Annotated in this window: 18 protein-coding genes; 11 read left to right on the plus strand and 7 right to left on the minus strand. The window is 65.9% G+C overall.

The window, feature by feature from the left end:
- The first annotated feature begins 149 nt into the window (after nt 1-149).
- Genes U9J39_RS19090 through U9J39_RS19110 form a run of 5 tightly spaced genes read left to right on the plus strand, consistent with a single transcriptional unit; the run spans nt 150 to nt 5607 of the window.
- The gene (locus tag U9J39_RS19090; RefSeq protein WP_116313165.1) at nt 150-1034 is read left to right on the plus strand and encodes an FAD binding domain-containing protein; all 885 of its coding nucleotides are present in this window, start codon (nt 150-152) and stop codon (nt 1032-1034) included.
- Nucleotides 1022-1534, plus strand: coding sequence for a (2Fe-2S)-binding protein (locus tag U9J39_RS19095; protein ID WP_326347777.1), 513 nt, complete (start codon nt 1022-1024; stop codon nt 1532-1534). Before U9J39_RS19090 ends, U9J39_RS19095 begins: the two co-directional genes overlap by 13 nt.
- Entirely contained in the window at nt 1534-3822 is a 2289-nt protein-coding gene (locus tag U9J39_RS19100; protein ID WP_326347829.1) for a xanthine dehydrogenase family protein molybdopterin-binding subunit, read from the plus strand. Before U9J39_RS19095 ends, U9J39_RS19100 begins: the two co-directional genes overlap by 1 nt.
- The gene (locus U9J39_RS19105; RefSeq protein ID WP_240072803.1) at nt 3819-4415 is read left to right on the plus strand and encodes a UbiX family flavin prenyltransferase; all 597 of its coding nucleotides are present in this window, start codon (nt 3819-3821) and stop codon (nt 4413-4415) included. The genes U9J39_RS19100 and U9J39_RS19105 overlap by 4 nt, the downstream gene beginning before the upstream one ends.
- Before the next feature lie 55 nt (nt 4416-4470).
- Nucleotides 4471-5607, plus strand: a complete 1137-nt coding sequence (locus U9J39_RS19110; protein WP_326347778.1) for a CobW family GTP-binding protein — start codon at nt 4471-4473, stop codon at nt 5605-5607.
- A gap of 31 nt (nt 5608-5638) precedes the next feature.
- Here U9J39_RS19110 and U9J39_RS19115 read toward each other — a convergent pair whose 3' ends face one another.
- Nucleotides 5639-6643, minus strand: coding sequence for an AraC family transcriptional regulator (locus tag U9J39_RS19115; RefSeq protein WP_116313303.1), 1005 nt, complete (start codon nt 6641-6643; stop codon nt 5639-5641).
- A 369-nt stretch (nt 6644-7012) separates the two neighbouring features.
- Between U9J39_RS19115 and U9J39_RS19120 the strand changes: the two genes are divergently transcribed.
- Together U9J39_RS19120 and U9J39_RS19125 are read left to right on the plus strand one after the other, a co-directional pair.
- Nucleotides 7013-8362, plus strand: a complete 1350-nt coding sequence (locus tag U9J39_RS19120) for a nucleobase:cation symporter-2 family protein (protein WP_116313169.1) — start codon at nt 7013-7015, stop codon at nt 8360-8362.
- A 4-nt stretch (nt 8363-8366) separates the two neighbouring features.
- Nucleotides 8367-9779, plus strand: a complete 1413-nt coding sequence (locus tag U9J39_RS19125; protein WP_326347779.1) for an amidohydrolase family protein — start codon at nt 8367-8369, stop codon at nt 9777-9779.
- Nucleotides 9780-9782: 3 nt separating this feature from the next.
- Here U9J39_RS19125 and U9J39_RS19130 read toward each other — a convergent pair whose 3' ends face one another.
- From U9J39_RS19130 to U9J39_RS19140, 3 genes are read right to left on the minus strand one after another with little or no spacing between them, the layout of a single operon-like run.
- Entirely contained in the window at nt 9783-10448 is a 666-nt protein-coding gene (locus U9J39_RS19130; RefSeq protein ID WP_326347780.1) for a hypothetical protein, read from the minus strand.
- The gene (locus U9J39_RS19135; RefSeq protein ID WP_326347781.1) at nt 10436-12688 is read right to left on the minus strand and encodes a M23 family metallopeptidase; all 2253 of its coding nucleotides are present in this window, start codon (nt 12686-12688) and stop codon (nt 10436-10438) included. Before U9J39_RS19135 ends, U9J39_RS19130 begins: the two co-directional genes overlap by 13 nt.
- 13 nt (nt 12689-12701) lie before the next feature.
- Nucleotides 12702-15587 (minus strand): type VI secretion system Vgr family protein, encoded by a 2886-nt coding sequence (locus tag U9J39_RS19140; protein WP_326347782.1) that lies wholly within the window; start codon nt 15585-15587, stop codon nt 12702-12704.
- A gap of 530 nt (nt 15588-16117) precedes the next feature.
- Here U9J39_RS19140 and U9J39_RS19145 point away from each other — a divergent pair.
- From U9J39_RS19145 to U9J39_RS19155, 3 genes are all read left to right on the plus strand, one after another.
- A complete protein-coding gene (locus tag U9J39_RS19145; protein WP_326347784.1) occupies nt 16118-16306 on the plus strand; it encodes a hypothetical protein in 189 nt (62 codons plus the stop codon).
- Between the two features lie 267 nt (nt 16307-16573).
- Entirely contained in the window at nt 16574-16831 is a 258-nt protein-coding gene (locus U9J39_RS19150; protein ID WP_115681279.1) for a DUF4258 domain-containing protein, read from the plus strand.
- A 4-nt stretch (nt 16832-16835) separates the two neighbouring features.
- On the plus strand, nt 16836-17306 hold the full coding sequence (locus U9J39_RS19155) for a hypothetical protein (RefSeq protein ID WP_115681280.1): 471 nt from the start codon (nt 16836-16838) through the stop codon (nt 17304-17306).
- Nucleotides 17307-17618: 312 nt separating this feature from the next.
- Here the strand turns inward: U9J39_RS19155 and U9J39_RS19160 are convergent, their stop codons facing one another.
- The 3 genes from U9J39_RS19160 to U9J39_RS19170 are packed head-to-tail and all read right to left on the minus strand — an operon-like array spanning nt 17619 to nt 22033.
- Complete coding sequence (locus U9J39_RS19160) at nt 17619-19493, minus strand: TRAP transporter large permease (RefSeq protein WP_326347786.1); 1875 nt, start codon at nt 19491-19493, stop codon at nt 17619-17621.
- 38 nt (nt 19494-19531) lie between these two features.
- Complete coding sequence (locus U9J39_RS19165) at nt 19532-20551, minus strand: TRAP transporter substrate-binding protein (protein WP_326347787.1); 1020 nt, start codon at nt 20549-20551, stop codon at nt 19532-19534.
- A gap of 36 nt (nt 20552-20587) precedes the next feature.
- On the minus strand, nt 20588-22033 hold the full coding sequence (locus U9J39_RS19170) for a mannitol dehydrogenase family protein (protein WP_326347788.1): 1446 nt from the start codon (nt 22031-22033) through the stop codon (nt 20588-20590).
- A 269-nt stretch (nt 22034-22302) separates the two neighbouring features.
- On the opposite strand from U9J39_RS19170, the gene manD reads away from it, so the two are divergent.
- The gene (gene manD / locus U9J39_RS19175) at nt 22303-23511 is read left to right on the plus strand and encodes a D-mannonate dehydratase ManD (RefSeq protein WP_326347791.1); all 1209 of its coding nucleotides are present in this window, start codon (nt 22303-22305) and stop codon (nt 23509-23511) included.
- Nucleotides 23512-23517 lie beyond the last annotated feature (6 nt).

Genomic DNA, 23517 nt, shown 5'->3' on the forward strand with positions numbered 1-23517 from the left:
TCTGATTCAGAGGGTAACACGATCAATTAATCCGTTTCCGGGTCTTTACCGATGAAGACCGGCCGCCCATGATGGATTCGACGGCGCGCGCCCCGCATGACCTCGGCAGGACCGGCAGCCGCCGCCGATGGCACAGACCAGGAGGAGCAATGAGAGCGTTTGAGTATTTCGAACCGGCGACGCTGGCCGAAGCCTCGGCCATGCTGCACCGGTGCGGCGGCAAGGCCAGCGTGCTGGCCGGCGGCACCGATCTGCTGGTGCAGATCAAGGAGTCCGTGCGCAAGCCCGAGCAAGTCATCAACATCAAGAGAATCCCGGGCATGGACGTACTGACCTTCGATCCGGTCAACGGCCTGCGCATCGGTGCGCTGGTGACCACGCGCGCGGTCGAGACTTCCGGCTTCGTGCAGCGCCATTACGCCGGCCTGGCAAAGGCGGTGACGGATTTCGCCTCGATCCAGGTGCGCCATCGCGCCACCGTGGTCGGCAATGTCTGCCGCGCGTCGCCGTCGGCGGATTCGATCGCGCCGCTGGTCGCCGACGGCGCCTCGGTGCACCTGTACGGCATGTCCGGCTCGCGCGAGCTACGCGTCGAGGACTTTGTCACCGGCGTCGGCAAGACCGCCATCGCGCCGGACGAGATCGTCACCCGCATCACCGTGCCGGCGCCTCGCGCCAACACCGGCAAGGTCTACCTGAAGCATGGCCGCCGCGTGCAGATGGAGCTGGCCACGGTCGGCGTGGCGGTATCGCTGACGGTGGAGGGCGGCCACTGCGCCGATGCGGCGATCGTGCTGGCGGCGGTCGGCCCCACGCCCGTGCGCGCGCTGCGCGCCGAGCACGTGCTGCGCGGCCAGCGCGTGACCGACGCCCTGATCCTGCAAGCCGCGCACGCCGCCATGGATGAAGCCCGTCCGATCAGCGACGTGCGCGCCAGCGAAGCCTACCGGCGGCAGATGGTCAGCGTGCTGACCCGCCGCGCCCTCGAACAAGCCCTGGAGGCCGCCCTGCGCGGAGCATCATGCGAAAAATGATCGAACTCGTCATCAACGGCGAGCCGCGCGAACTGGCGGTGGCACCGCACAGCACGCTGCTCGACGCCCTGCGCCACGACGCCGGCCTGACCGGCACCAAGAAGGGCTGCGACGTGGGCGAATGCGGCTCGTGCACCGTCATCATCGACGGCCGGCCGATGAACAGCTGCCTGGTGCTGGCGCCCGAGGCGCACGGCTGCCACATCACCACCATCGAAGGCGTCCAGCCCGCGCCCGACACCGTGCATCCGCTGCAGGAGCAGTTCATGCGCTGCGGCGCCGCGCAGTGCGGCTTCTGCACGCCGGGCTTCGTGGTGATGGCCAAGGCGCTGCTGGACGAGAACCCGCATCCCACGCGCGACGAGATCCGCTTTGCCATTGCCGGCAACATCTGCCGCTGCACCGGCTACACCAAGATCATCGAGGCCATCGAGCAGACCGCCGCGGCCATGGACCCCGCCGGGTGCGCACACCGTACCCGCGCCAGCGAGGAGGCATGATGACCCACGCCGTGATCGGACACAGCGTCAAGCGCACCGACCTGCTCGACAAGGTCACCGGCAACGCCAAGTACGTTGCCGACATGCCCTTCCCCGGCCTGCTGTACGGCAAGATCAAGCGCAGCAATGTCGCCCACGCCCGCATCCGCCGCATCGACACCTCGCGCGCGCTGGCGTTGCCCGGGGTCAAGGCCGTGCTGACGCACGAGAACGTGCCGCGCGTGCTGCACGCCGGCTCGCCGCATCCGCGCTCGGCGTCGGTGACCTGCGACCAGTACATCCTGGACGACAAGGTGCGCTACTGGGGCGAGGGTGTGGCCGCGGTGGCGGCGGTCAGCGAAGAGATCGCCGAGCGCGCGCTCGAGCTGATCGAGGTCGAGTACGACACGCTGCCCGCGGTCTTCACCACCGAAGACGCGGAGCGCTCCGACGCACCGCGCATCCATGAGCGCGAGCCCGGCGGCAACCTGGTGCTGCCGCCGGTGATCGTCAGGCGCGGCGACGTGGAAGCCGGCTTTGCCGAGGCTGACTTCATCCTCGAAGGCGTCTACGAGGGCGGCCGCCCCACCCCCGCCTACATGGAGCCCAACGTGCTCACCTGCAGCTGGGACGGCAACGGCAACCTGACGGTGTGGATCTCGACCCAGACCGCCTTCATGGTGCGCGGCATCATGGCCGAGGTGCTGGGGCTGCCGCTGCACAAGGTGCGCGTGCTGGTCGACCACATGGGCGGCGGCTTCGGCGCCAAGCAGGACCTGTTCCAGCATGAGTTCCTGTGCGCGCTGCTGGCGCGCGAGACGCGCCGGCCGGTGCGCATGGAATACACGCGCGAGGAGACTTTCGTTGGCGGCCGCACGCGCCATCCGGCCAGGATCTGGCTGAAGCAGGGCTTTCGCAACGACGGCACCATCACCGCGCGCCAGGCCAGGGTGGTGTTCAATTCCGGCGCGTACGGCTCGCACGGTCCGGGCGTGACCAATGTCGGCACCGCCGCGCTGGTATCGCTGTACCGCTGCGACAACGTGCTGCTCGAAGGCCGCTGCGTCTACACCAACAGCCCCATCGCCGGCGCCTTTCGCGGCTACGGCGTGGTGCAGACCTACTATGCGCTCGACGTGCAGATGGACGAGGCGGCCGCGCACCTGGGGATGGATCCCGCCGAACTCAAGCTCAAAAACGCCGTGCGCGAAGGCGATATCGCGCCGTCGAACCATCCGCTGATCGGGCACGGCCTGGAGGCCTGCATCGAGCAAGGCATGGCACTGCTCGACTGGCCCGCGCTGCGCCGCCGCCCGCGCGACACCACCGGCCCGGTCCGCACCGGCTGGGGCCTCGGTTGCGAGATGCACGGCAGCAGCGCCTATCCCGGCATCAAGGAGCAGGGCAACGCGATCATCAAGATGAACGAGGACGGCACCGTGGTGCTGCTGACCGGCGCGGCCGGACTGGGTACCGGTGCGCATACCGCGCTTGCGCAGATCGTTGCCGAGGAACTGACGTTGCCGTTCGAGGCGGTATCGGTCGTGCACGGCGACACCGACGTGGTGCCCTGGGACATCGGCGCCTTTGCCAGCCACACCACCTACATGGTCGGCAAGGCCGCGCAGATGGCGGCCGGCGAAATCAAGCGGCAGCTGTTCGAGCGCGTCGCGAAGCTGATGGAGTGCGAGCCCGAGGCCCTGACGCTGGCCGGCGGCATCATCGCCGTGCGCGACCGCGACGGCCCCACGCTGACGGTGCGCGAGGCGGTGATGCCGCGCAAGGGCATTCCCGCCGCGCAGCTGGTGGGCACTGCCACCTACCACCCGACCAAGTCTTATTCGTTTGCCGCGCATTTTGTCGAAGTCGCGGTCGATACCGAGACCGGATTCATCACCGTGCGCCAGGTAGTGCCGGTGCACGACGTCGGCAAGGTGATCCACCCCGTCGCGGCCGCGGGCCAGATCGAAGGCGGCATCCAGCAGGGCATCGGCCATACGCTGTACGAGGACTACCAGATCGACGTGCGCACCGGCCGCTCGCTCAACGCCAACTTCGTCGACTACAAGATGCCGCTGGCGATGGATATGCCCGAGATCCGCACCGTGATCCTAGAAGCCGCGCCGGATCCCGGCGGCCCGTTCGGCGCCAAGGGCGTCGGCGAAGACCCGATCGTCGCGATCGGGCCGGCGATTGCCAACGCGGTGTTCGATGCCATCGGCGTGCGCTTCCGCCACTACCCGATCAAGCCCGAGCAGGTGCTGCAGGCGCTGGCGGAGAAGGCGGCGCGGGAAGGCGGGCGCGCATGAGCCGCAAGCAACGCCTGGTGGTCGCCATCACCGGCGCCAGCGGCGCGGTGTACGGCGTGCGCATGCTGCAGGCGCTGGCGGCGCTGGACGGCTGGGAGACCCACCTGGTCTGCTCGCCGTCCGGCCTGCTGACCGCGCATCATGAGCTGGGCCTGCAGCGCCCGCAGATCGAGGCCATGGCCGACGTGGTGCACAACGTGCGCGATATCGGCGCCACCATCGCCAGCGGCTCGTTCCGCTGCGACGGCATGGTGGTGGCGCCCTGCTCCATGCGCACGCTGGCGGCCATCGCCACCGGGCTGGCCGACAACCTCGTCACCCGCGCCGCCGACGTGATGCTCAAGGAGCGCCGCCGGCTGGTGCTGCTGGCGCGCGAGACCCCCTTCCATCTGGTGCACCTGCGCAACATGACCACGGTGACCGAGATGGGCGCCATCGTGCTGCCGCCGGTGCCGGCCTTCTACGCGCATCCGCAATCGGTGGACGACATCGTCGACCACACCGTGGGGCGCGTGCTGGACTTGTTCGACGTGCCGCACGACGGACTGGTGGCGCGCTGGCAAGGCCTGCGCCCCAGCGTCGCCACCGCTTGAAGAGACTTTCCGCCTCGCGCTCGCGGGGAACGCAGCACCTTAATCAGGAGACAACATGAATGCACCTGCCGTCGCACAACAGCCGCCCGTCCCGGTCACCATCCTTACCGGCTTCCTCGGCTCGGGCAAGACGACGCTGCTCAACCATATCCTGACGCAGAAGCACGGCCACCGCATCGCCGTGATCGAGAACGAGTTCGGCGAGGTCGACGTCGACTCCGACCTCGTGATGACCTCGGACGAGGAGATCTACCAGATGACCAACGGCTGCATCTGCTGCGTGGTCGATGTGCGCACGGACCTGGTGCGCATCCTGCAGAAGCTGCTGGAGCGCCCCGAGCGCTTCGACCATATCCTGGTCGAGACCAGCGGCCTGGCCGACCCGACCCCGGTGGCCGCCACCTTCTTCATGGATAACGAAGTCGCCAGGCAGGTCACGCTCGACGGCATCCTGACGCTGGTCGACGCGGTGCATATCGAAAGCCATCTCGACGACCCCCTGCTGACCGGCTTCGACAACCAGGCCGTCGACCAGATCGTCGCCGCCGACCGGGTGATCCTCAACAAGACCGACCTGGCCGACGCCGCGCAGCTCGACCGGCTGGAAGCCCGCATCCACCGCCTGAACGAGGGCGCGCAGATCCTGCGTTCCAACTTCGCGCAGGTGGACCTGGGCAAGATCCTGGGCATCGGCGGATTCACGCCGGGCACGATCCAGGCGCAGGCGCACGACGATCACGATGCGCGCGATGCGCGCGATGCGCACGATGCGCACGGGCACGCCGGCCACGCGCACGATCGGCACGACGCGCAGCACGACCACGTATGCGACGAGCACTGCGACCACGCGCACGATGACGACAGCCACGGCCACCGCCACGATCCGTCGGTGACCTCGGTTTCGCTGGTGTTCGACCAGCCGTTCGACCGCCAGCGCCTCGAGCATGGCCTGAAGGCACTGCTGGCCGCACAGGGCGACGATGTGTTCCGCATGAAGGGTATCGTCGCGGTGGAGGGCGATGAGCGCCGCTACGTGCTGCAGGCGGTGCACCGGCTGATGGACCTGCACCCCGCCGAGGCGTGGGGTACGGAACCGGCGCAAAGCAAGTTCGTGTTCATCGGCCGCCATCTCGACAAGCTGCGGCTGCAGACGCTGCTGAAGGTGTGCCTGCCGGTGGCGCACGCGGCCTGACTGCCCTGGCGGCAGCGGGACTGGCTTGGCGTCAGTCCCGCTGCAGCGCTGCCGTGCGCAAGGTCTGCGACGGCAGCTCGCCGAACTCGCGCCGGTACTCGCGCGAGAACAGGCTCAGGTGGCTAAAGCCGTGCCGCAGCGCGATCGCGCCGACCATGCCCTTCTCGGGCCGTGCGCGCTGCAGGTCGGCGCGCGCGCCATGCAGGCGCAGCAGCCGCAGGTACTCCATCGGCGTGGTGTCCTTGCTCTTGCGAAAGCCCAGCTGCAGCGTGCGCGCCGACACGCCGCAATGCGCGGCGATCTGCTCCAGCGTCAGCGGCTGGTCCAGGTTGGCGCGCAGATAGGCAATGGCGTGGCGCACGTAGTCAGGCAGCACCGCTTCGAAGCGGCGCGGCAGCATATTGCCGTCGGCGGCAAAGCGGTCGAGCAGCAGCGTCGACAGCACGATGCGCTCGATGCTGGCATCGACCGCCGGCACGCCGCCGCCTTCGCGCCGCACCCGGGTTTCCGCGCGCAGGTAGCCCACCAGCGCCTGCCAGCGCTCGGCACGCCCATCGTCCGCCACTGGCTGCATGTCGAATTCGATCGGCGCCGGCGGCTCGAAGCTGAACTGGTGGCGAAACGCCTCTTCGATCAGCTGGCGGCGGATCACCACGCTGAAGCGCTCGCAGCCCGGATCCAGCGACAGCGTGGTCGGCACGGTGGGCGAGAACACAAAGGTCGCCCCGGGCGGCATCAGCATCGCGCCACGCGGCGTTTCCACGCGGCAGGTGCCGGCCAGCACGGTCTGGATCACGAACTCGTCCTTGTTCGGCTGCGGCTCGATCTGCACCGCCTGGTTGTAGGCGATGGTCACCAGCGTGAGCCGGCCGATGGTGCTGGTATCGATGCGCGCATCGAGCGCCGCATCGTCCTGCGCCGCGCGCAGCCGCGTGGGGCCGAATACGCGGCCGGACAGCGACTGGATGCGATCGAGGTCCCCGTGGCTGAACGGCGAGCGGCAGGCTGCGGCAGACCATGCGGCGGTGGGTGACATGGCATCGAATAAGGAAGGGAACGGGATCACGACGACCGACGCCCCAACGTCCGACGTCTTTTTCCCTCTCCCGCCACGCGGAAGAGGGAGCAAACCAGCGCATCCATCCTATGGCCACCCCCGCCCTCGCGCAACCCAAGGGAAACCCCTGATCCCCCCGGCGCGCATTTTGCAAGCCCGCTTGCGGCCCCGTGCCACGGCCTTCGCAATAACGCTATGACGGCATGCGGCGCATCACTACTGTGCAAGGCATGCGTGGGCCATGCGCCGCGCATGGCACCGTGACGGACCGAGCCCGGCAACCACAGACCGGGCCAGCCGCCGCCGGCATGGCGCACTTTTCCCCAGTACGCGGCAGGAGACCACATCATGCAAGCAGCGGTTCACCCCGTCGACCAGATCCTGCCGGCACGCGCCATGGCGTCGCTCGGTTTCCAGCACATGCTGGTCAGCTACCTCGGTGCCATCGCGGTGCCGATGATCGTCGCCGGCGCGCTCAAGATGACGCCGGCGCAGACCACCATGCTGATCAGCACCGCGCTGTTCACCTCCGGCATCGCCACGCTGCTGCAGACCGTGGGCTTCTGGAAGTTCGGCGTGCGCCTGCCGCTGATGCAGGGCGTGGCGTTCAGTTCCGTGGGCCCGGTCATCGCCATCGGCACCGATCCGACGCTCGGCTTCAACGGCGTTTGCGGCGCCATCATCGCCGCCGGCGTGATCGCGATGTTGCTGGCGCCGGTGATCGGCAAGCTCAAGCGCTTCTTCCCGCCGGTGGTGAGCGGCTGCACCATCACCGCGGTCGGCCTGTCGCTGTTCCCGGTTTCGTTTCACTGGTTTGGAGGCGGAAGGGGCGCGCCGGATTTCGGCGCGCCCATCTTTTTCCTGGTCGCCTTCGGCGTGGTGGCACTGATCCTGCTGATCAACCGGCACGGCGGCGAACTGGTGCGCAACCTGTCGGTGGTGATCGGCCTGCTGGCCGGCGGCGCAGTGGCGTGGATGCTGGGCATGGGCAGCTTCGATGAGGTCGCGCGCGCGCCGTGGTTCACCATGGTGACGCCGTTCGCGTTCGGCATGCCCACCTTCAACATCGGCGCCATCACCACCATGGTGATCGTGATGGTGGTGCAGATGGTCGAGTCGATGGGCCTGTTCGTTGCCGTCGGCGACATCGTCAAGCGCCCGCTGACCGAGCGCGACGCCACCCGCGGCCTGCGCGCCAACGGCCTGGCCAGCGCCATCGGCGGCATGTTCGCGGCGTTCCCGTACATCGCCTTCATGGAGAACGTGGGGCTGGTGATCGTCACCGGCGTGCGCAGCCGCTGGGTTGTCGCCACCTGCGGCGCGATGCTGTGCGCGGTGGCGCTGGTGCCCAAGATCGGCGCGCTGTTTGCATCGATTCCGGCCGCGGCGCTGGGCGGGGCCACCATGGTGATGTTCGGCGTGGTCGTCGCCGCCGGCATCAAGACGCTGGGCGAGGTGGAGTACGAGCGCAATCCCAACAACCTCTCCATCGTCTCCATCACGCTGGGCTGCGCAATGATGCCGGTGATGCTGCCCGGCATGCTGGAGAAGCTGCCCGGCTTCCTGCAGCCCTTCGTCCATAGCAGCGTGATCATCGCCTGCGTGGTTTCCGTGGTCCTCAACCTGATTCTCAACGGCCTGCCAGCCCGTGAAGCCGACGAGCTGCCCGCCAGTGCCGACAACGTCCAAGGGGTCTGACAACATGGTGCACAACACCAACGCCACCACCGCCACCAACGCGCCGGCCGGCGCGCTGCTGATCCGCAACGCCGCCGCCGTGATGACCGGCCGCGCGGGCGCCGCCGCGCGCGCCGGCGCCGCCGACATCCGCATCCGCGACGGCCGCATCGCCGAGATAGGCACCGGCCTGCCCCGCCACGACGGGGAAGCCCTGCTCGACGCCAGCGGCTGCGTGGTCTACCCCGGCTGGGTCAACACCCACCATCATTTGTTCCAGAACCTGCTCAAGGCCGTGCCCAGCGGCATGAACGCCGGACTCGAGCAATGGCTCGCGGCCGTCGCCTACCCGCGCCTGGCGCGCTTCAGCCCGGAGATCTTCCGCACCGCGGTGCGCCTGGGCATGGCGGAGCTGCTGCTGTCCGGCACCACCACGTGCGCCGACCACCACTACCTGTATCACCACGGCCACGGCGCGGAGACCGGCGACGTGCTGTTCGAGGTAGCCGAAGAACTCGGCATGCGCCTGGTGCTGTGCCGCGGCGGCGCGATCCAGTCCGCCTCCGATCATCCCGGCATGCGCGCCACCGCGCTGGTGCCCGAGACGTTGGACGAAATGCTGACCGATATCGAACGGCTGAAATCACGCTACCACGACCCCGCCGCCGACGGCCTGCGCCGCGTGGTGGTGGCCCCGACCACACCGACCTTCTCCCTGCCGCCCGCCCTGCTGCGCGAACTGGCCGCCTTTGGCCGCGGCATGGACCTGCGCCTGCATTCGCACCTGTCCGAGACCGACAACTACGTCAGGTTCTGCCGCGAGAAATACCAGTGCACGCCGGTCCAGTTCGTCGCCGACCACGACTGGCTGGGACCCGACGTCTGGTTCGCGCACCTCGTCACCGTCAACCCGGAAGAAATCCGCATGCTGGCCGTGACCAACACCGGCATGGCGCACTGCCCCGTCAGCAATGCGCGGCTCGGCAGCGGTATCGCGCCGGTGCGGGCGATGGCGGATGCGGGGGTGCCGATTTCACTGGGCGTCGATGGGGTCGCGTCCAATGAATCGGGCAGCATGGTGCATGAGGCCAACTTCGCCTGGCTGGTGCATCGCGCCCTCGGCGGCGCCGCACAAACGCGTGTGGAGGAGGTAATTCATTGGGGCACTGCCGGTGGCGCGCAGGTTCTGGGGCTGCCCGGTATCGGCACGCTTGCGCCGGGGCAATCGGCGGACCTGGCGATTTATGACGTCAGCGGATTGCGGTTCCATGGGTTCCATGACATCGGTACCGCGCCGGTCGCGGCTGGGGAGCCGACGCCTGTGCGTGATGTGCTGGTGCGGGGACGGCAGGTGGTGCGGGATGGGGCGGTGGTGGGGCTGGATTTGGAGAAGTTGAGGCGGGAGGCGCGGGAGGCGTTGGTGTCGCTTGTGGATTAAGGCCTACCGACTGTCTTGTCTGGGTGCCGGATCAGGTACGAACCGCATCGATCGGATGATGGCTAGGACGTCGGGCAGTGCATGCTCCGACTGCTTCAAGACAGGCTTGCCCCGCGTTTCTACAATTTCCCGTGGGTCATAGCCCACGTTGATGCCGCCGTTCTCGGTAAGAATCGCCTTCGTTTCATTTCCGATACAGAGATCCAGGTCGCGCCTGCGTGGAGTCGGAACACCGCTATCTGATGCTATATACGCCTCCCCATAGTACCTGGGGTTCAAGCTTGTCAAATGGCGAAGCTGGATATCACGTGCTTGTAGTTGATCGAGATTGCGATAATCAGCCAGTAATTGTGGGCATAGGTCTCTCGCATTGCCGGCATGGCAGCTGAACGAGAATGACAGCGACCTCGAGTAGCGGTCCGTCGGATAGTAATTCTCGTGGTGAAACCAGCCAGCCGGAACCGAAGCGGTCTTGTCCGCGGCCGTCCAGCCTCCTGCCTTCGCCACGAACTCCACTGCACAGCCCTCAATTGGAATAACGTAGCGCTGCATCCCCTTGATCACATGCGCATCGGCGTCCGCGTACGCACTCAAGCTGAGCCCGAGTAACGCAAGTGCCGTCCAACGACCGGCCAGTGCTGACCGTCTTTGTTGGCCTACTTCTTCCATTCGTAGTCCTCTGGTTTGAATTGCAGCACCCCGGTCGCGTTGGGAAAAGTTGGGTGATCGAACAGCAGCACCTGTGCATACCCATACGCATGGTATCGATCCACAAGGCCATTTAGCGAAGGCGTTTTCCTCTCCAGGTGCCCAGGCAGGTTCACGATGCAGGCCACGCGTCGGAATGGAACGTTCTCATAAAATGTGAACAGGGCTCCTCTCTTTAGCTGACTGCTATGGTGAATATTGAACGCTTGGCGTGTACTTTGTGCGATCTCGTCGGCTTCCTTGTGGGCCTGGTTCTTGAGCCAATAGTAGCCGGCGCTGTCTGCCGCATCGTAAGTCATACTGGCAACGTCCAGGCGCCATTGGCGTATGACGGACGGCAGCGATTCTTCAATGCTAAGCAAGGGCACGTTACTACGCAGTTCATCTGCTCTTGCATGGGCCCTTACAAGCTTTGCGCTCACAGTGGAATCGATGCTGCGCCCCCGAAACTTCCAATAGTTGAGGTAGTTGCCCGGATGGGTTAATTGAAGGAAGCCACGCCCGTACCAAGGGGCATACCATTTGCCATCCGGCTCATCCTCAGACGTGCTCCGCAGCCAGCCGGTTTCTTGCACCGAATTTCCCAAAAATGCTGCGAGCCGCGCGCGGTTTGTTATCCCGTACTTGCGCCAGGAGGCATTCAAAGTGTTCTTATTAGCCATGACCAAGCGAGCGGCAGATGGTCGAGCGTTTTCATAAACGATCTTCTTCGGAATGCCGGCCCCAACGCCCCGCAAGGCCCTCGCCGGCACTGCTTGCTTTAACTCGTTAACACTGAGCCACAGCGCCCGACGCATATGATGGATGAACTGCAGCGGGTGAAAATGCCATACCGCACGAGGCAGTCCCGTGTTCTGCCAGAATGCGAGCTTCCGCGCCTGGTCCTTAAATCGCTGCCAACTGTCCTCCGACACCAACGACATGCCCGGCTTGCGCAGCCGCGCAAACCTGGCGTCCAAGTCCGAGATATCCCATTCGGTCGGATGCTTGACTACCAGATGACGCAGCGCCGCCTTAGCCGCGTCGCCGTTGCCGCTCAGCATCTGTAGCGTCGCCGGGTCGTCGACGATGGCATCGGCCGGACTCAGCATCGCGCCTTCTTCGACCTTCCTCCAGCCAAGCCAATGCGGGAAGTCCGCGTCAGATAGCCGCACGATGCCAGCTTGCGACAGGTCTATATAGCCAACCGAGCCGGGCGCATACGGCACCAATTGCCAATTGTCGGTGTGGCGGCTGCGCTCTTCGCTCAGCACACGCCCGAAGGTAAGCCACTCCAGGCCGGCGCTTGGGTTGTCTGGATACAGCGACTCCGCGAGAGCCAGCATGGCGTAGCCATAACCCGGCTGTTCGACCCGGCCGAGTTCGCGGTACTGCCCCTGCGCGGTACGTATGCGTGTGATCGTTATACGCTTGTCCTTGTCGAGGCGGACGCTGACGTAGAGCTGTTGCCCCGTATTGCTCCCGGCTGTGCCAGCCGGAAACATCAGGTTGCCATCCTTGTCCGCTGTCCGCCATACCCCGTTGCCATTGGGCAAGCGCGGATGCGCCGCTACAAATGACTTGCCTTCCGGGATCACGAAGTGAACATCGCCGTAGACATCGGCGCTGCCCTTTTCCGTGATGCGGCTGCTGTCGCGGAAGAAGCCCGCCAGTGCCTCGTCGGTGCAGAAGATCTCGAAATGGAAGCCACTGCGCCCTGTCTGGTGCTGGCTTCCCGGATAGCCCAATATGTCGCGCCGGTAGACTTTGGCCTGCTTGGGATCGTCCGGCACCCGCGCCTCCGGGCTGGTACGGGTTCGACAGCACGCCGGCAGCGTGTCGATGCGGCCCTGCAAATGCTCGGCGGCGGCAAGGTTCATGTACAGCGAATAGAACACCACTGGAGTGGCGGCGCCTGTCTCGGTCTCATGGCGCAGCAGTACGAAACTGGTGTCATAGGGCTGGCCTTCATAGGTTTCTGTCTTCGGCGCCAGCCGGTAGGCCGCGACGGTGCCATCTGCAATAGCGCGAACCGGCGTGGCCGAATTGGCGCCGACATGCAGTCCACCGTGCCAGCAGTACGTGTTGCCCACCATGCGCGCCGGATACGCGCCCTTCGGGTCGTCTGACTCGGCCAGCAGCCGCGCCAACCAGGCGTCCTCCGATTCCTCCATGGCGTTGCCTGCCGGCGGCATTGTAAGAACGGGATAGCTGATGATCATGGCGCGATTCGGCTCAGGAGTATGGGAAGGAACCGGGTATCTCCCATGGAGTCGCCGGGGCCATTGGGAGTGGATAGTCATGGCGGACGCCTGCCTCGAACTTCCTCTGCTCCGCCTTATAGGTAATCGGCCCCGGACATTCGAAGGTGATATTGCCGCCCTCGATTGTGATGGCCGCCCCACCAGCCGTCGCAATGCGAATGCGCTTGGCCGCAGCAAAGTCCACATTCATATTCGCCGACACAATGGTCAGGTCCTCCCGCGCTGCCAGCTTCAGCAGATCATGCTGCGCCTGGATATCGACATCACCCTGACCTGCCGTCAGTTGCAGACCGACGTTGCCGTCGCCGGCCGAAGACAATCCGGCCGCCACGCCAATCGCCTGTCCCGCATGCACGCGCGCCTGCCCAGCGACGGCGACATTGTTGTCCTGGCCGCTGGCGAGCACGACGCTTTCCCCGCTGGCGATTTGCAGGTCCTGGCCCGCCACCATCGCCACGCCAGCCCTGCCGTTGAGGTGGGCCATCGGCTCGCCCTGGTGCGGCACCTTGTCCGGCGTGCTGGTATTGCCGCCGGCCGCATCCGCCTTTGCCGCTTCGAGCGAATGCCCATCGACCATGCCCGCTGCGGCCTTGGCTTGCTTCGCCAGCGGCGACCCGTCATCCTTTGCGGTCGACAGGGCTCGAGTCTGGTGCGTAGTCGCGCCCTCGCTCAGCGTCCGGACCAGATCGCCCGCCTGCCGCAGCAGCGCGATGCCGGCAGCGTTGTCACCGGTCGGCAGTACGTGGCCGGTGACGGCATCGCGATAGGTCGTCACCAGCAGCCCGGCTTGGCCGCGCACCGCGGCGTAGCCATCGGTGCGCAACTCGAACCCCTGGCCGCGGAAGCTGCCCCGGCGGTTGTCCTGCTGGTGAATCACATGGCCGAGATTTAGCTGCGTAGCCTGTTCCGTCGTGGCGAGTTGGGCGCGCAGCTGATCATCGGAGTCGTCGAACACCAGTTGGTTGTAGCCCTTGCCGCCGTGTTCCTGACTCTTGAAGCCGGTCAGCGCGGCGTCGTTGCGATGGCCGTCCGGGTCCGCACCCATGCCGTGCCACGCCGGGCTGTTGCCGCCTGCCAGGTTGCCCTGTGCGCTCGGGTGGCTGTCGGAGCCCAATGCGTAGATGCCACTGGCGTCATAAGGCTGGGAGAAGGTGGCCGCGGCCATCGACTTGCCGCCTGGCGTGGGAGCGATGCCGGCTTCGCCCTGGCCGTTGTACAGCGCGCCGATCACGAATGGCTGGTCGATATCGTTGTCCGTGAACTTGACCAGTACCTCCTGGCCGATACGTGGCAGCCATTGCCAGCCCACGCCGGCGCCGGCTTGCCGTTGCGCGACGCGGATCCAGCGGCTGCTGCGGTCGTCGGCGCGCTCGCCGCGCTGCCATGGGAAGCGCACGCGGATCTGACCGCGCGGGCTGGCGTGGTGTTCGGCATGGCCGTCCGGCTGCGTCTGACCGTTGGGGCCGACCACGATCGCGGTATGGACGCCAAGAGGGATAGATTGGCTATAGAGCCGCGGACAATCGCCCTCCAGCACGGCGGCGCGCCATGGGCGGCGCACATCGAAGGCACGAAAGAGCGCCGCATGGCCATGTTCCCGTGCGGCTGTCCGCAGGGATTCGGTCGGAATCAGGCGCTTGGCTGCGTCGTCGAAGACGCTGCTCATCAGGCCGGCGGTGATGGTCACGGCATCTGGAGCCGCCGGCGGCGTGTCGAAGCACAATGCCGCTTCCAACGGTCCGATCCGGTCCGCGAGCGCGGCACGTGTTTCTACAGCGAGGTTGTTGACGCCACAGTACTCCACCGCATCGAGCAGCAGCGGATACCCCGCCGTATCGTCCGGTTGGGGCGGCAGGTGTGGGCAATCGGTAACGACCAAGCGAGTGCCGCTGCGCAGCGTGCGTACAGATGCACTGCCGGTGAATACCAGCGCGCGGGCTTCGATGGCTTCCATTACCTGCTCGGCGACGCGCTGCGCGCTGGCCCTGTCCGGCGCCAGCGACAGGCTGACCGACAAGTAAGGATCGGGACTGACGGCACGGCCTGAAAATACGCCGAAGCGCGCCGGCGCATGGCCACGGATCGCGCGCTTGGCTTCGGGGTCCCAGGCGCTCACTGCCACGCCGCCGACCGCGGCACGCGTCTCACAGATCAACTTCTGGATGGCGTCAGCCGATGCCTGGCTATGGGCGCGGTGGTAGCGGATACCGCCGCCGGCCGCAGATTCAGGGTCTTCCGGTAGTTTCTCGCTGTCGGCAAAGATCACCACGGCATGGCCGAAGGCCGCTTCGTCGTCTTCCACCACGGTATATCCGAGACCGGCTTCGGCCAGCAGGCGCGACAGGAACTGGTAGTCGGTCTCGCGGAATTGCGCGATGTAGTCGCGTTCGCCGAACGCGGCGATGCGGGCTTCGGCTCCAGCCGCATAGCGCCAGTGCGCATACGGCGCGTAATCCTGCAGAACGGTTTCGATGATGCGGTCGAGCGTGCAGTTCTGGAACACCTGGCTATGACGCTGCTGCGTGGTCAGCCACAGCCAAGGCACCACGGTCAGGCGGTAGCGCGCGAGGCTGCCGTCGGCACCAAGCTTCTCGGCCTGGCGGACCAGGCCGGTGCGGCGTGACTGGCCACCGCCGGCGAGCGTGGTCAGCAGCGTGACACGCTGGCCCAGCAAACTGTCCAGCGCGATCTCGGCATTGGCGCTGACCGTAACGATGCGCCATTCGAACAGCGCCGAGATGGCCTCGCGGCCGATCCAGGCTTCGACGGCCAATTCGCCCAGTGCGCCATCACCCTCCACGGCATACAGGCGATGGGTAGAGGAAAGGAGATGTTGGTAGAGGCGTGCAGGATCCATTTACCGATGCGTCAAACCGCCTTGTTGTTCAGACGTGCCATGTCGATCTCGCGCATAGGAATCGGCTATTTGTGCGCCTGCGTCTAACGGAAATCAACGGAGAAATGCCGATTCGAAGCGCGACCTTCATCTCGATCAAATACCCCGGAGTTTTTCCCTTCAACGGGACGAGCTTTCGCTTCGGATGCACTCTTAGGCATTCGGCTATTTGCTGACGGGCGAGGCTCGGGCAGCATGCGGCGTCCGTATCGGAATGCGAACTGTCTTATCGCGCCGCGTGCCGTGGCGCGAGAGACTGGGGCTGTCATCGAACAACGGTGACCGAGTGTGGAAACTCGATGTCTCAACCGAACGGTCGTCCATGACGACCGTTCTCGCCTATACGTGCAAGCCATCCATGGCGGGCCGGACGAGGCAGCCGCAAGGCTGACCGGGCAATGGTTGTGACACCGGTTTCCACCCTCGTCGTCAGGCCCGCCGCCCTCCTCTTGCGTCGCGCGGCGGACCTTCATGCAACGATTGGAGGTCCTATGTCGGAAATCGATCTATCTACGGCGCGGTACGGTCTCTTGGCGGTGGCAGCAAGCATTGATGGGGTACTTGCCTTGCTGGAGCAGCAGAGTGAATGGTGGGAAGGCGGCTTTGCGGCGTTTTGCCTGTTGGGATTGGTGAAGGCGCAGTTGGAGCGGGTGCTGGAGGACGATCTGCCGGCCTCTTGATGCAGACCGCTTGCCGGCACGAATAGTTGGCATTGCGGTTAAGCACGTCCCCTTGCGCTTGTTTGCCCCCCTCTTCCGACTGACTACGGGAGAGGGGCGGACTAGCTGATCAGGCTTACACGAAGTCAGGCCGAATGCGAAGTGTCCTATCGCTTTGAGCGCCGGGAAGCGTGAAACTGGGATACACTTCAACCTATCAAAATAATAGGTGACCCAGTGAGGCACCCGTCGACACGTCAGTTGGAAAAGCACATTCACGCATGTGCTATGGAAACGTCGAACATTGTGTTCGCGGCTCATGCGCGAGACCGAATGCGGCTGCGGATGATCAACGACCCGATGGTTCTCGAAGCGCTTCGTAAAGGCCTGATTTCGCGCGAACCGGAGCCTGACATGCGGACACCCGGCCTTCGCTGCGTGATGGAGCGTTATGTTTCGGGGATCAACGTTGGCGTCGTTGTCCTGGTCGATTACCCAGCGTCCGACTTGACTGTCATTACGGTGATGGATGTGACCAAGAGGTAAGAAGATGTACCACTACACAGACGGCGGCCTCAAGAACGTGTGGCTGGTCAATGGCTACAAGGTTCATAACACGCCCTATGGCGAAGGCGTGTCTATCGAGAATCTGGATGGTCTCTGCGTCGCCATTTGCCTGGCCCTGGCCAAAAAACCCTCCCCTCTCACCGGTACGGAATTCCGCTATATCCGCAGCGCAGGCTTGATGCAGTCGCAAGCCGGTCTGGCGAAATTGCTCGGCAACAATGAGCAGGCCGTAGCGCGTTGGGAGAAGACCGGCAAGTTGCCTAGCTGGGCCGACAAACTGGTGCGCCTGCTTTACCTGGCCCGCGCGGAAGGCAATGCACCGATTGCCTCAGTGATTGAGCGCATCAACGCAATCGAGCGCGCGGAGAAGCAGAAGATCGTGCTACGCACTGTAAAGTCAGGATGGGCATCCAAGTTGGAGCCGCAAAGCAGTGGCGGAAGCGTTGCTGCATAAGACTCCTGCATGCCCCACTACCGGACAGCGGTCGATGCAGACCGTAGAGCGCCTTAGGATTTCGTACCATCGTCGTGCCGTCGGTCCCTGAGGCCGCTATCCAGATAGTGGTACACCTTCGATGTTCGTTGCGTTGGTGACTTCGTTGATGCGCCGGCCTTCTCCCCCGCCCCTCTCCCTCAAGCGGAGAGGGGCGCAAGCAAGCGGGAGGGAAAAATTCTATGTGCTCCTCCGCTACAGCGGCGCGCTCACCGATGCCCCCTGCGGGGCGCTAAGGCCCGCCCCCTGAGTGCCCAGCCAAGTAAAGCGCAATTACAAAAACCCAATCGAAAACCAAGGCACCAACGTCAACAAAACCAGCGCCACAAACAGCGCCGCCATATGCGGCCACACCTTTGGCATCGCCACGTCCGGCGACACGCGCCCGATCGCGCAGGCAGCATAGAACCCCACGCCGAACGGCGGCGCGAACAACCCCAGCCCCATCGCAAAGATCACCACCATGGCGTAATGCACCTCATGCACGCCGACCAGCTTCGCAATCGGGAACAGCAAGGGCCCGAACAGCACGATGGCGGGGATGCCTTCGAGCAGGCTGCCCAGGATCACGAACGCCAGCGCCGACACCAGCAGAAAGCCGGTCTTGCCGCCGGGAACGGCCGACAGAATTTCCACCAGGTCTTGCGCGAAGCCGGACTGCGTCAGCGCCCAGGCCATCGCGGTGGCACAGCCCACGATCAGCAGGATCGCCCCCGACAGTGTCGCCGTGTCCAACAGCATCGGGTAAATCCGGCGCCAGTTGAACTGGCGGTACACCAGGACCCCTGCCACCACCGCATAGAAGATGCCGATGGTGGATACCTCGGTGGCAGTGGCCACGCCCTCCACCACGGCCGTGCGAATGATGACGGGCAGCGCCAGCGCCGGCAGCGCAACCAGCAGCGCCTTCACGATCGCCGGGCGCGCCGGCCGCGGTACGCGGCTCATGTCTTCCTTGCGGGTCTGGAACCAGACCACTAGGGACATCATCACCAACCCCACCGCCGCTGGCATCAGGCCACCGATGAACAGCGAGGTGATCGACACCCCCGTTACCGACCCAACCGTGATCAGCACGATGCTGGGCGGGATGGTTTCGGACATCGCGCCCGAGGCCGACAGCAGCCCGATCAGGTCGCCGTCCTTGGCACCGCGCCGCTTCATTTCGGGAAACAGGCTTGGCGCCACGGCGGCCATGTCGGCGGCCTTTGCGCCCGAGATGCCGGAGACGATATACATCGCGCCGAGCAGCACATACTGCAAGCCACCGCGTAGATGGCCGATCAGGCTGACCAGGAAGTGGATCATCGCTCGCGCCAGGCCGGTCATCTCGATCAGCGCGCCCAGGAAGACAAAGAGCGGCACCGCCAGCAGGATCAGGTGCGACATGCCCTCCTGCATGCGGTTCGGAATGATGGACAGCGGCGTGGCGGTCGACAGCGACAGGTAGCACAGCGTGGCCAGGCCGAAGGCGAAGGCGATCGGTACGCCGATTGCGACGCATGCGACCAGCATCAGCAGGAAGAAGATCACCAGGTTGATATTGCCCAGCGTCATCAGGGTGGGCGACAGCAGCCACAGCAGGCCGCCGCACAATGCCACCATCAGGCCGGTCGTCGCCACCGGCTTCCAGTGCGCCGCAAGCAGGCGCAAGATTGCCGCCACCAGCATCAGCACGACGCCGGCCAGCACCGCGGCGGCGCGGTAGCCTTCACTGATCTCCAGCGTCGGCGTCGACACCTCGAGGTGCTCGGTCAGATGCTCCCACGCCGGCCGCAGCAACAGCGACAGGAATGCCACCACGAGCCACATGCCGAGCGCATCCACCCAGGCGCGCCTGGCCGGCGGCAGGGCCTTGATAAAGGTGGTCAGCTGCATGTGCGAGCCGCGGTCCAGCGCGATGATGGCGCCGAGCATTGCCAGCCACAGGAACAGGATGCTGGCCAGTTCATCCGTCCAGGGCACCGGCTGGTGCAGGGCGTAGCGCGCGAACGCGCCGCCGCCCAGCAACAGGATCTCTGCCAGCACGATCAGCGCAGCCGGCACCTCCACCACGCAGGCCATCAGGCGGCGCCAGCACGCCGCGGCGGCTGACGGCGTTGACCGCGCCAATGGCGCCGGCGCAATGGCTTCAGCGGTGTGCTCCATCGATGTCTCCTTTCCTTCTTTATCGTTAGTGCCAGCCGTCATGCGAGACGGCCCGCGTATTTCTCCAGCCGGGACCACGCTTCGTCGCCGTACTTCTTCTTCCATTCGGCATAGAAGCCGGCGCCTTGCAGCAAGGCACGGAACGGCGCGGGATCGGGCTGGTTGAAGACGATGCCGAGGCGGCTCAGCTCGGCTTGCGCATCGGTATTCAGCCGCGCGATGTCCTCGCGCTGCTTCAGCGCCGCCGCGGTGAAGTGTGTCGTGATGGCGGTCTGCACTTCCGCCGGCAGCGCCCGAAATTTCTTCGCGTTGCCGAAGATGAAGTGACCATCCCAGGTGTGTCCGGTGAGCGCGCAGAACTTCTGCACTTCATAGAGCTTGGCGCTGCGGATCAGCGCCAGCGGATTCTCCTGTCCGTCGACGACACGGGTCTGCAGCGCCGAATAGAGCTCGCCGAACGGGATGGCCGTGGGCGACGCGCCGAGTGCCTTGAACATCGAAATCCACAGCGGGATGCCCGGCACGCGCACCTTGAAGCCCTTCAGGTCCGCCGGCGAGTTGATCGGCCGGCTTGCCGAGGTGATGTTGCGATAACCGTTGTCCAGGCATTTGTCGAAGACGTGCAGATTCACCTTGCCCAGGGCAGCACGCACATAGGCGCCGACGTCGCCGTCCATCGCGGCCCAGACCGTGGCGTAGTCCTTGAAGGCAAAGGCCACGCCGTTGATGCCGGCGGTCGGCACCAGGGTCTGCAGGTTGGTGCCGGCCGTCGACATGAAATCCATTGCACCGGTTCGCACCTGCGCGATCATGTCGGGCTCGCTGCCCAGCTGGCTGTTGGGATAGACCTGCAGGTCGACCTTGCCGCCGGTGTCCTGGCGGATCGCCACCGCCGCCTGCTGGATCCGCAGCGTGCCCGGATGGTCGGCGGGAAAGGCGGTACCGTACTTGAGGCGGATGGGGGCGGCCTGCGCCAGTACATGTGCGGCCGGCAGTGTCATTGCCAGCGTGCCGGCGGCAAGCGCGCCAAAGCGGCGGCGGGTTAGCGGAACAGCCATGGTGCGGTGGTCTCCTTGTTGTCGGGTGGGGATGGTTCAGGACGACAGCAGTGCGGCGGCGCCGCCAAGGCGCAGAACCGACAGATGCGATGCCAGGCGGTCCGCAAGCGGCGCCGGCCACGGCTCGCTGCCAAATACTGGCGTGTGCGCGAGCGCCCTGCCAACGGCGTCGGCATCGCTGTGCGCGCCCCGCAGGCACGCTGCCAGCGCAGGCGCACCCGGGTCGTCGAACGCAAGCGCCTGGCCGCTATCGCTGCGTCCACTGCGCAGGCAATGCAGCCAGGCGGAGAGCGCGCGTTCCAGCCACGGCCGCTCGGTCCCGGCGCTGGCGCGCAAGGCGGGCAGCCAGCGCATCGGCACCTTCTGCGTGCCGTCGGCCGCAATCTGCGCGGTGCGATGGTCGAGCGCGGCATTGCGCAAGCGCTGCAGCAAGGCCTCGCTGTAAGCGGCGACGTCATACCCCGGCGGCGCTTGTACGGTGGCGCGCAGATCAGCCATCACACCGCGGGCGAAGGCGCCGACCAGCGGATCGTCCACGGCCTCGGCAACGGTCGGCAACCCGCGCAGTTGCCCGGCATAGGCGATGGCGGAATGCGTGCCGTTGAGCAGCTGCAGCTTCATCGCCTGGAACGGCCGGACATCGCCGGTCATCAGCGCGCCGCCCGCCTCCCATGCCGGCCTGGGCCCGGCAAAGCTATCCTCGATCACCCACTGCGTGAAGGCTTCGCAGACGATCGCGGCCTCGTCGCGCAAACCCAGGCGGCGCTGCGCGTCGCGGCGAGATGCCGGCGTGGCGGCGGGCACGATGCGGTCCACCATGGTGTTGGGGAACGCCACGTCGTCGCGCACGCGGCGGGCCAGCGCGGGCTGCGTCAGCGCTGCGTACTGCGCCAGCAGCTTGCGCAGCGTGTCGCCGTTGGTTGGCATGTTGTCGCAGCAGACGATGCTCAGCGGCGCCCCGGCGGGCCGACGGCGCAGTCCGGCAGCCAGTACGCCGAGCGTGCTTCTGGGCGCGTTGGGATGCGCCAGGTCGTGTCGAATATCGGGGTGTTGCGTGTCCAGGTCGGCGCTGGACGGATGCTGGCAGTAGCCCTTTTCTGTCACGGTGCAGGTCACCACGGCGATGCCGGGATCAGCCAGCGCGCCGAGCACCTCCTCCAGCGCATGCGGGGCATACCACGCCTGCACCACGGCGCCGACGATGCGCGTCGTGACCGCCGCGCCTTCGCACTCGGTCACCGAATACAGGAAGTCCTGTGCCGCCAGCGTGCGCGGTGTGCGGGGCTCGCGCAGGCTGACGCCGACAATGCCCCAGCGGCGGTCCCCGGCGCGGATCGCGGCCTCGGTGTACAGCGCCTGGTGCGCGCGATGGAACGCACCGAGGCCCACATGCAGCACGCCGCGCGACAAGCCGCTGCGATCGTAGCCGGGCTGTTGCACTTCAGGGTTGGCGCGGCAACAGTTGCGTTGCGTGAGCCTCATCGGCGGTACCTCGGCAAGTCAGTTGTCAGCAGCATCGTGCGTGCATCCGGCGTTGTCTTCGATGCGAGGAAGTTTGCACGCAGCCGTGGTGTCCAACGTGCGGTGCTTTCGCGATTCACTACGGCAAAGGCTGCATTTGATTGCGGAATCGGCCGTACTCCGCCGCATTCGGCCCGAAGTACTCTGGCCGCATCCACACCGATGCTGGCGTTCCGCAAACAGGCGGCGCCATCGGGCTAAGACAACGACGACCCGGCCGGAGACACCCTTTGAAAATCGAACAGATAAAGACCATCGTCACCTGCCCGGGGCGCAACTTCGTGACGGTCAAGGTGGTCACCGATGCAGGCGTGTACGGACTGGGCGACGCCACGCTCAACGGCCGCGAGCTGGCCGTACGGGCGTACCTGGACGAGCATGTGATTCCGTGCCTGATCGGCCGCGATCCGCGCAGGATCGAGGACATCTGGCAGTACCTCTACCGCGGCGCTTACTGGCGGCGCGGTCCGGTCACGATGACCGCCATCGCGGCCATCGACATGGCGCTGTGGGACATCCTGGGCAAGGTGGCCGGCATGCCGGTGTACCAGTTGCTGGGCGGGCGCAGCCGCCATGGCTTGATGGTGTACGGCCACGCCACCGGGCGCGACCACGCCGAGGCTATCGACGCGGTGCACCGCCATATCGAACAGGGCTACAAGGCGATTCGCGTGCAGTCGGGCGTGCCGGGCTTGTCCAAGGTGTATGGCGTCGGCACCCAACCCGGCCACTATGAACCGGCGCAGAAGGGCCTGCCGCCGGAGGAACCCTGGGACACCTCGCTGTACCTGCGCCACACGCCTGAACTGTTTCGCAAGGTGCGCGAGGCCGTCGGCTTCGGCCCGCATCTGCTGCACGATGCGCACCACCGTCTGACGCCGATCGAAGCGGCCAGCCTCGGCAAGGCGCTGGAGCCTTTCAGCCTGTTCTGGCTGGAAGATCCAACGCCAGCGGAAAACCAGGAGGCATTCCGGCTGATCCGCCAGCACACCACCACGCCGCTGGCGGCCGGCGAGATCTTCAATTCCCTGTGGGACTGCAAGGAGCTGATCGGCCATCAGCTGATCGACTACATCCGCACCACCATCGTCCACGCCGGCGGCATCACGCATGTGCGCCGCATCGCGGACTTCGCCGCAATCCACCAGGTGCGCACCGGCTTCCACGGCGCCACCGACTTGTCACCGGTATGCCTGGCGGCGGCGGTCAACTTCGGGCTGTGGGCGCCGAACTTCGGCATCCAGGAACTGATGCCGCACGGCGCGCTGATCGACGAGGTGTTTCCGCACAACTACCGGCTGGAGGACGGCTACCTGGTGATGGACGACGTGCCCGGCCTTGGCGTCGATATCGACGAGGCGCTGGCGGCCCGCTATCCGTACGAGCGCGCCTACCTGCCGGTGGCGCGGCTGCGCGACGGTGCGATGTGGAACTGGTAGCCGCCG

It is taken from the genome of Cupriavidus sp. SS-3, from assembly GCF_035818815.1.
GTDB classification, from domain to species: Bacteria; Pseudomonadota; Gammaproteobacteria; order Burkholderiales; family Burkholderiaceae; genus Cupriavidus; species Cupriavidus taiwanensis_C.

Bases quoted from the DNA above. Each gene is read 5' to 3' on its own strand.
- U9J39_RS19160 (WP_326347786.1), bottom strand. From the start codon at position 19,493: ATGGAGCACACCGCTGAAGCCATTGCGCCGGCGCCATTGGCGCGGTCA.
- U9J39_RS19110 (WP_326347778.1), top strand. From the start codon at position 4,471: ATGAATGCACCTGCCGTCGCACAACAGCCGCCCGTCCCGGTCACCATC.
- U9J39_RS19165 (WP_326347787.1), bottom strand. From the start codon at position 20,551: ATGGCTGTTCCGCTAACCCGCCGCCGCTTTGGCGCGCTTGCCGCCGGC.
- U9J39_RS19125 (WP_326347779.1), top strand. From the start codon at position 8,367: ATGGTGCACAACACCAACGCCACCACCGCCACCAACGCGCCGGCCGGC.
- U9J39_RS19105 (WP_240072803.1), top strand. From the start codon at position 3,819: ATGAGCCGCAAGCAACGCCTGGTGGTCGCCATCACCGGCGCCAGCGGC.
- U9J39_RS19150 (WP_115681279.1), top strand. From the start codon at position 16,574: ATGGAAACGTCGAACATTGTGTTCGCGGCTCATGCGCGAGACCGAATG.
- U9J39_RS19090 (WP_116313165.1), top strand. From the start codon at position 150: ATGAGAGCGTTTGAGTATTTCGAACCGGCGACGCTGGCCGAAGCCTCG.
- U9J39_RS19120 (WP_116313169.1), top strand. From the start codon at position 7,013: ATGCAAGCAGCGGTTCACCCCGTCGACCAGATCCTGCCGGCACGCGCC.
- U9J39_RS19135 (WP_326347781.1), bottom strand. From the start codon at position 12,688: ATGATCATCAGCTATCCCGTTCTTACAATGCCGCCGGCAGGCAACGCC.
- U9J39_RS19170 (WP_326347788.1), bottom strand. From the start codon at position 22,033: ATGAGGCTCACGCAACGCAACTGTTGCCGCGCCAACCCTGAAGTGCAA.
- U9J39_RS19100 (WP_326347829.1), top strand. From the start codon at position 1,534: ATGACCCACGCCGTGATCGGACACAGCGTCAAGCGCACCGACCTGCTC.
- U9J39_RS19145 (WP_326347784.1), top strand. From the start codon at position 16,118: ATGTCGGAAATCGATCTATCTACGGCGCGGTACGGTCTCTTGGCGGTG.
- U9J39_RS19155 (WP_115681280.1), top strand. From the start codon at position 16,836: ATGTACCACTACACAGACGGCGGCCTCAAGAACGTGTGGCTGGTCAAT.
- U9J39_RS19140 (WP_326347782.1), bottom strand. From the start codon at position 15,587: ATGGATCCTGCACGCCTCTACCAACATCTCCTTTCCTCTACCCATCGC.
- U9J39_RS19115 (WP_116313303.1), bottom strand. From the start codon at position 6,643: ATGTCACCCACCGCCGCATGGTCTGCCGCAGCCTGCCGCTCGCCGTTC.
- U9J39_RS19095 (WP_326347777.1), top strand. From the start codon at position 1,022: ATGCGAAAAATGATCGAACTCGTCATCAACGGCGAGCCGCGCGAACTG.
- U9J39_RS19130 (WP_326347780.1), bottom strand. From the start codon at position 10,448: ATGGAAGAAGTAGGCCAACAAAGACGGTCAGCACTGGCCGGTCGTTGG.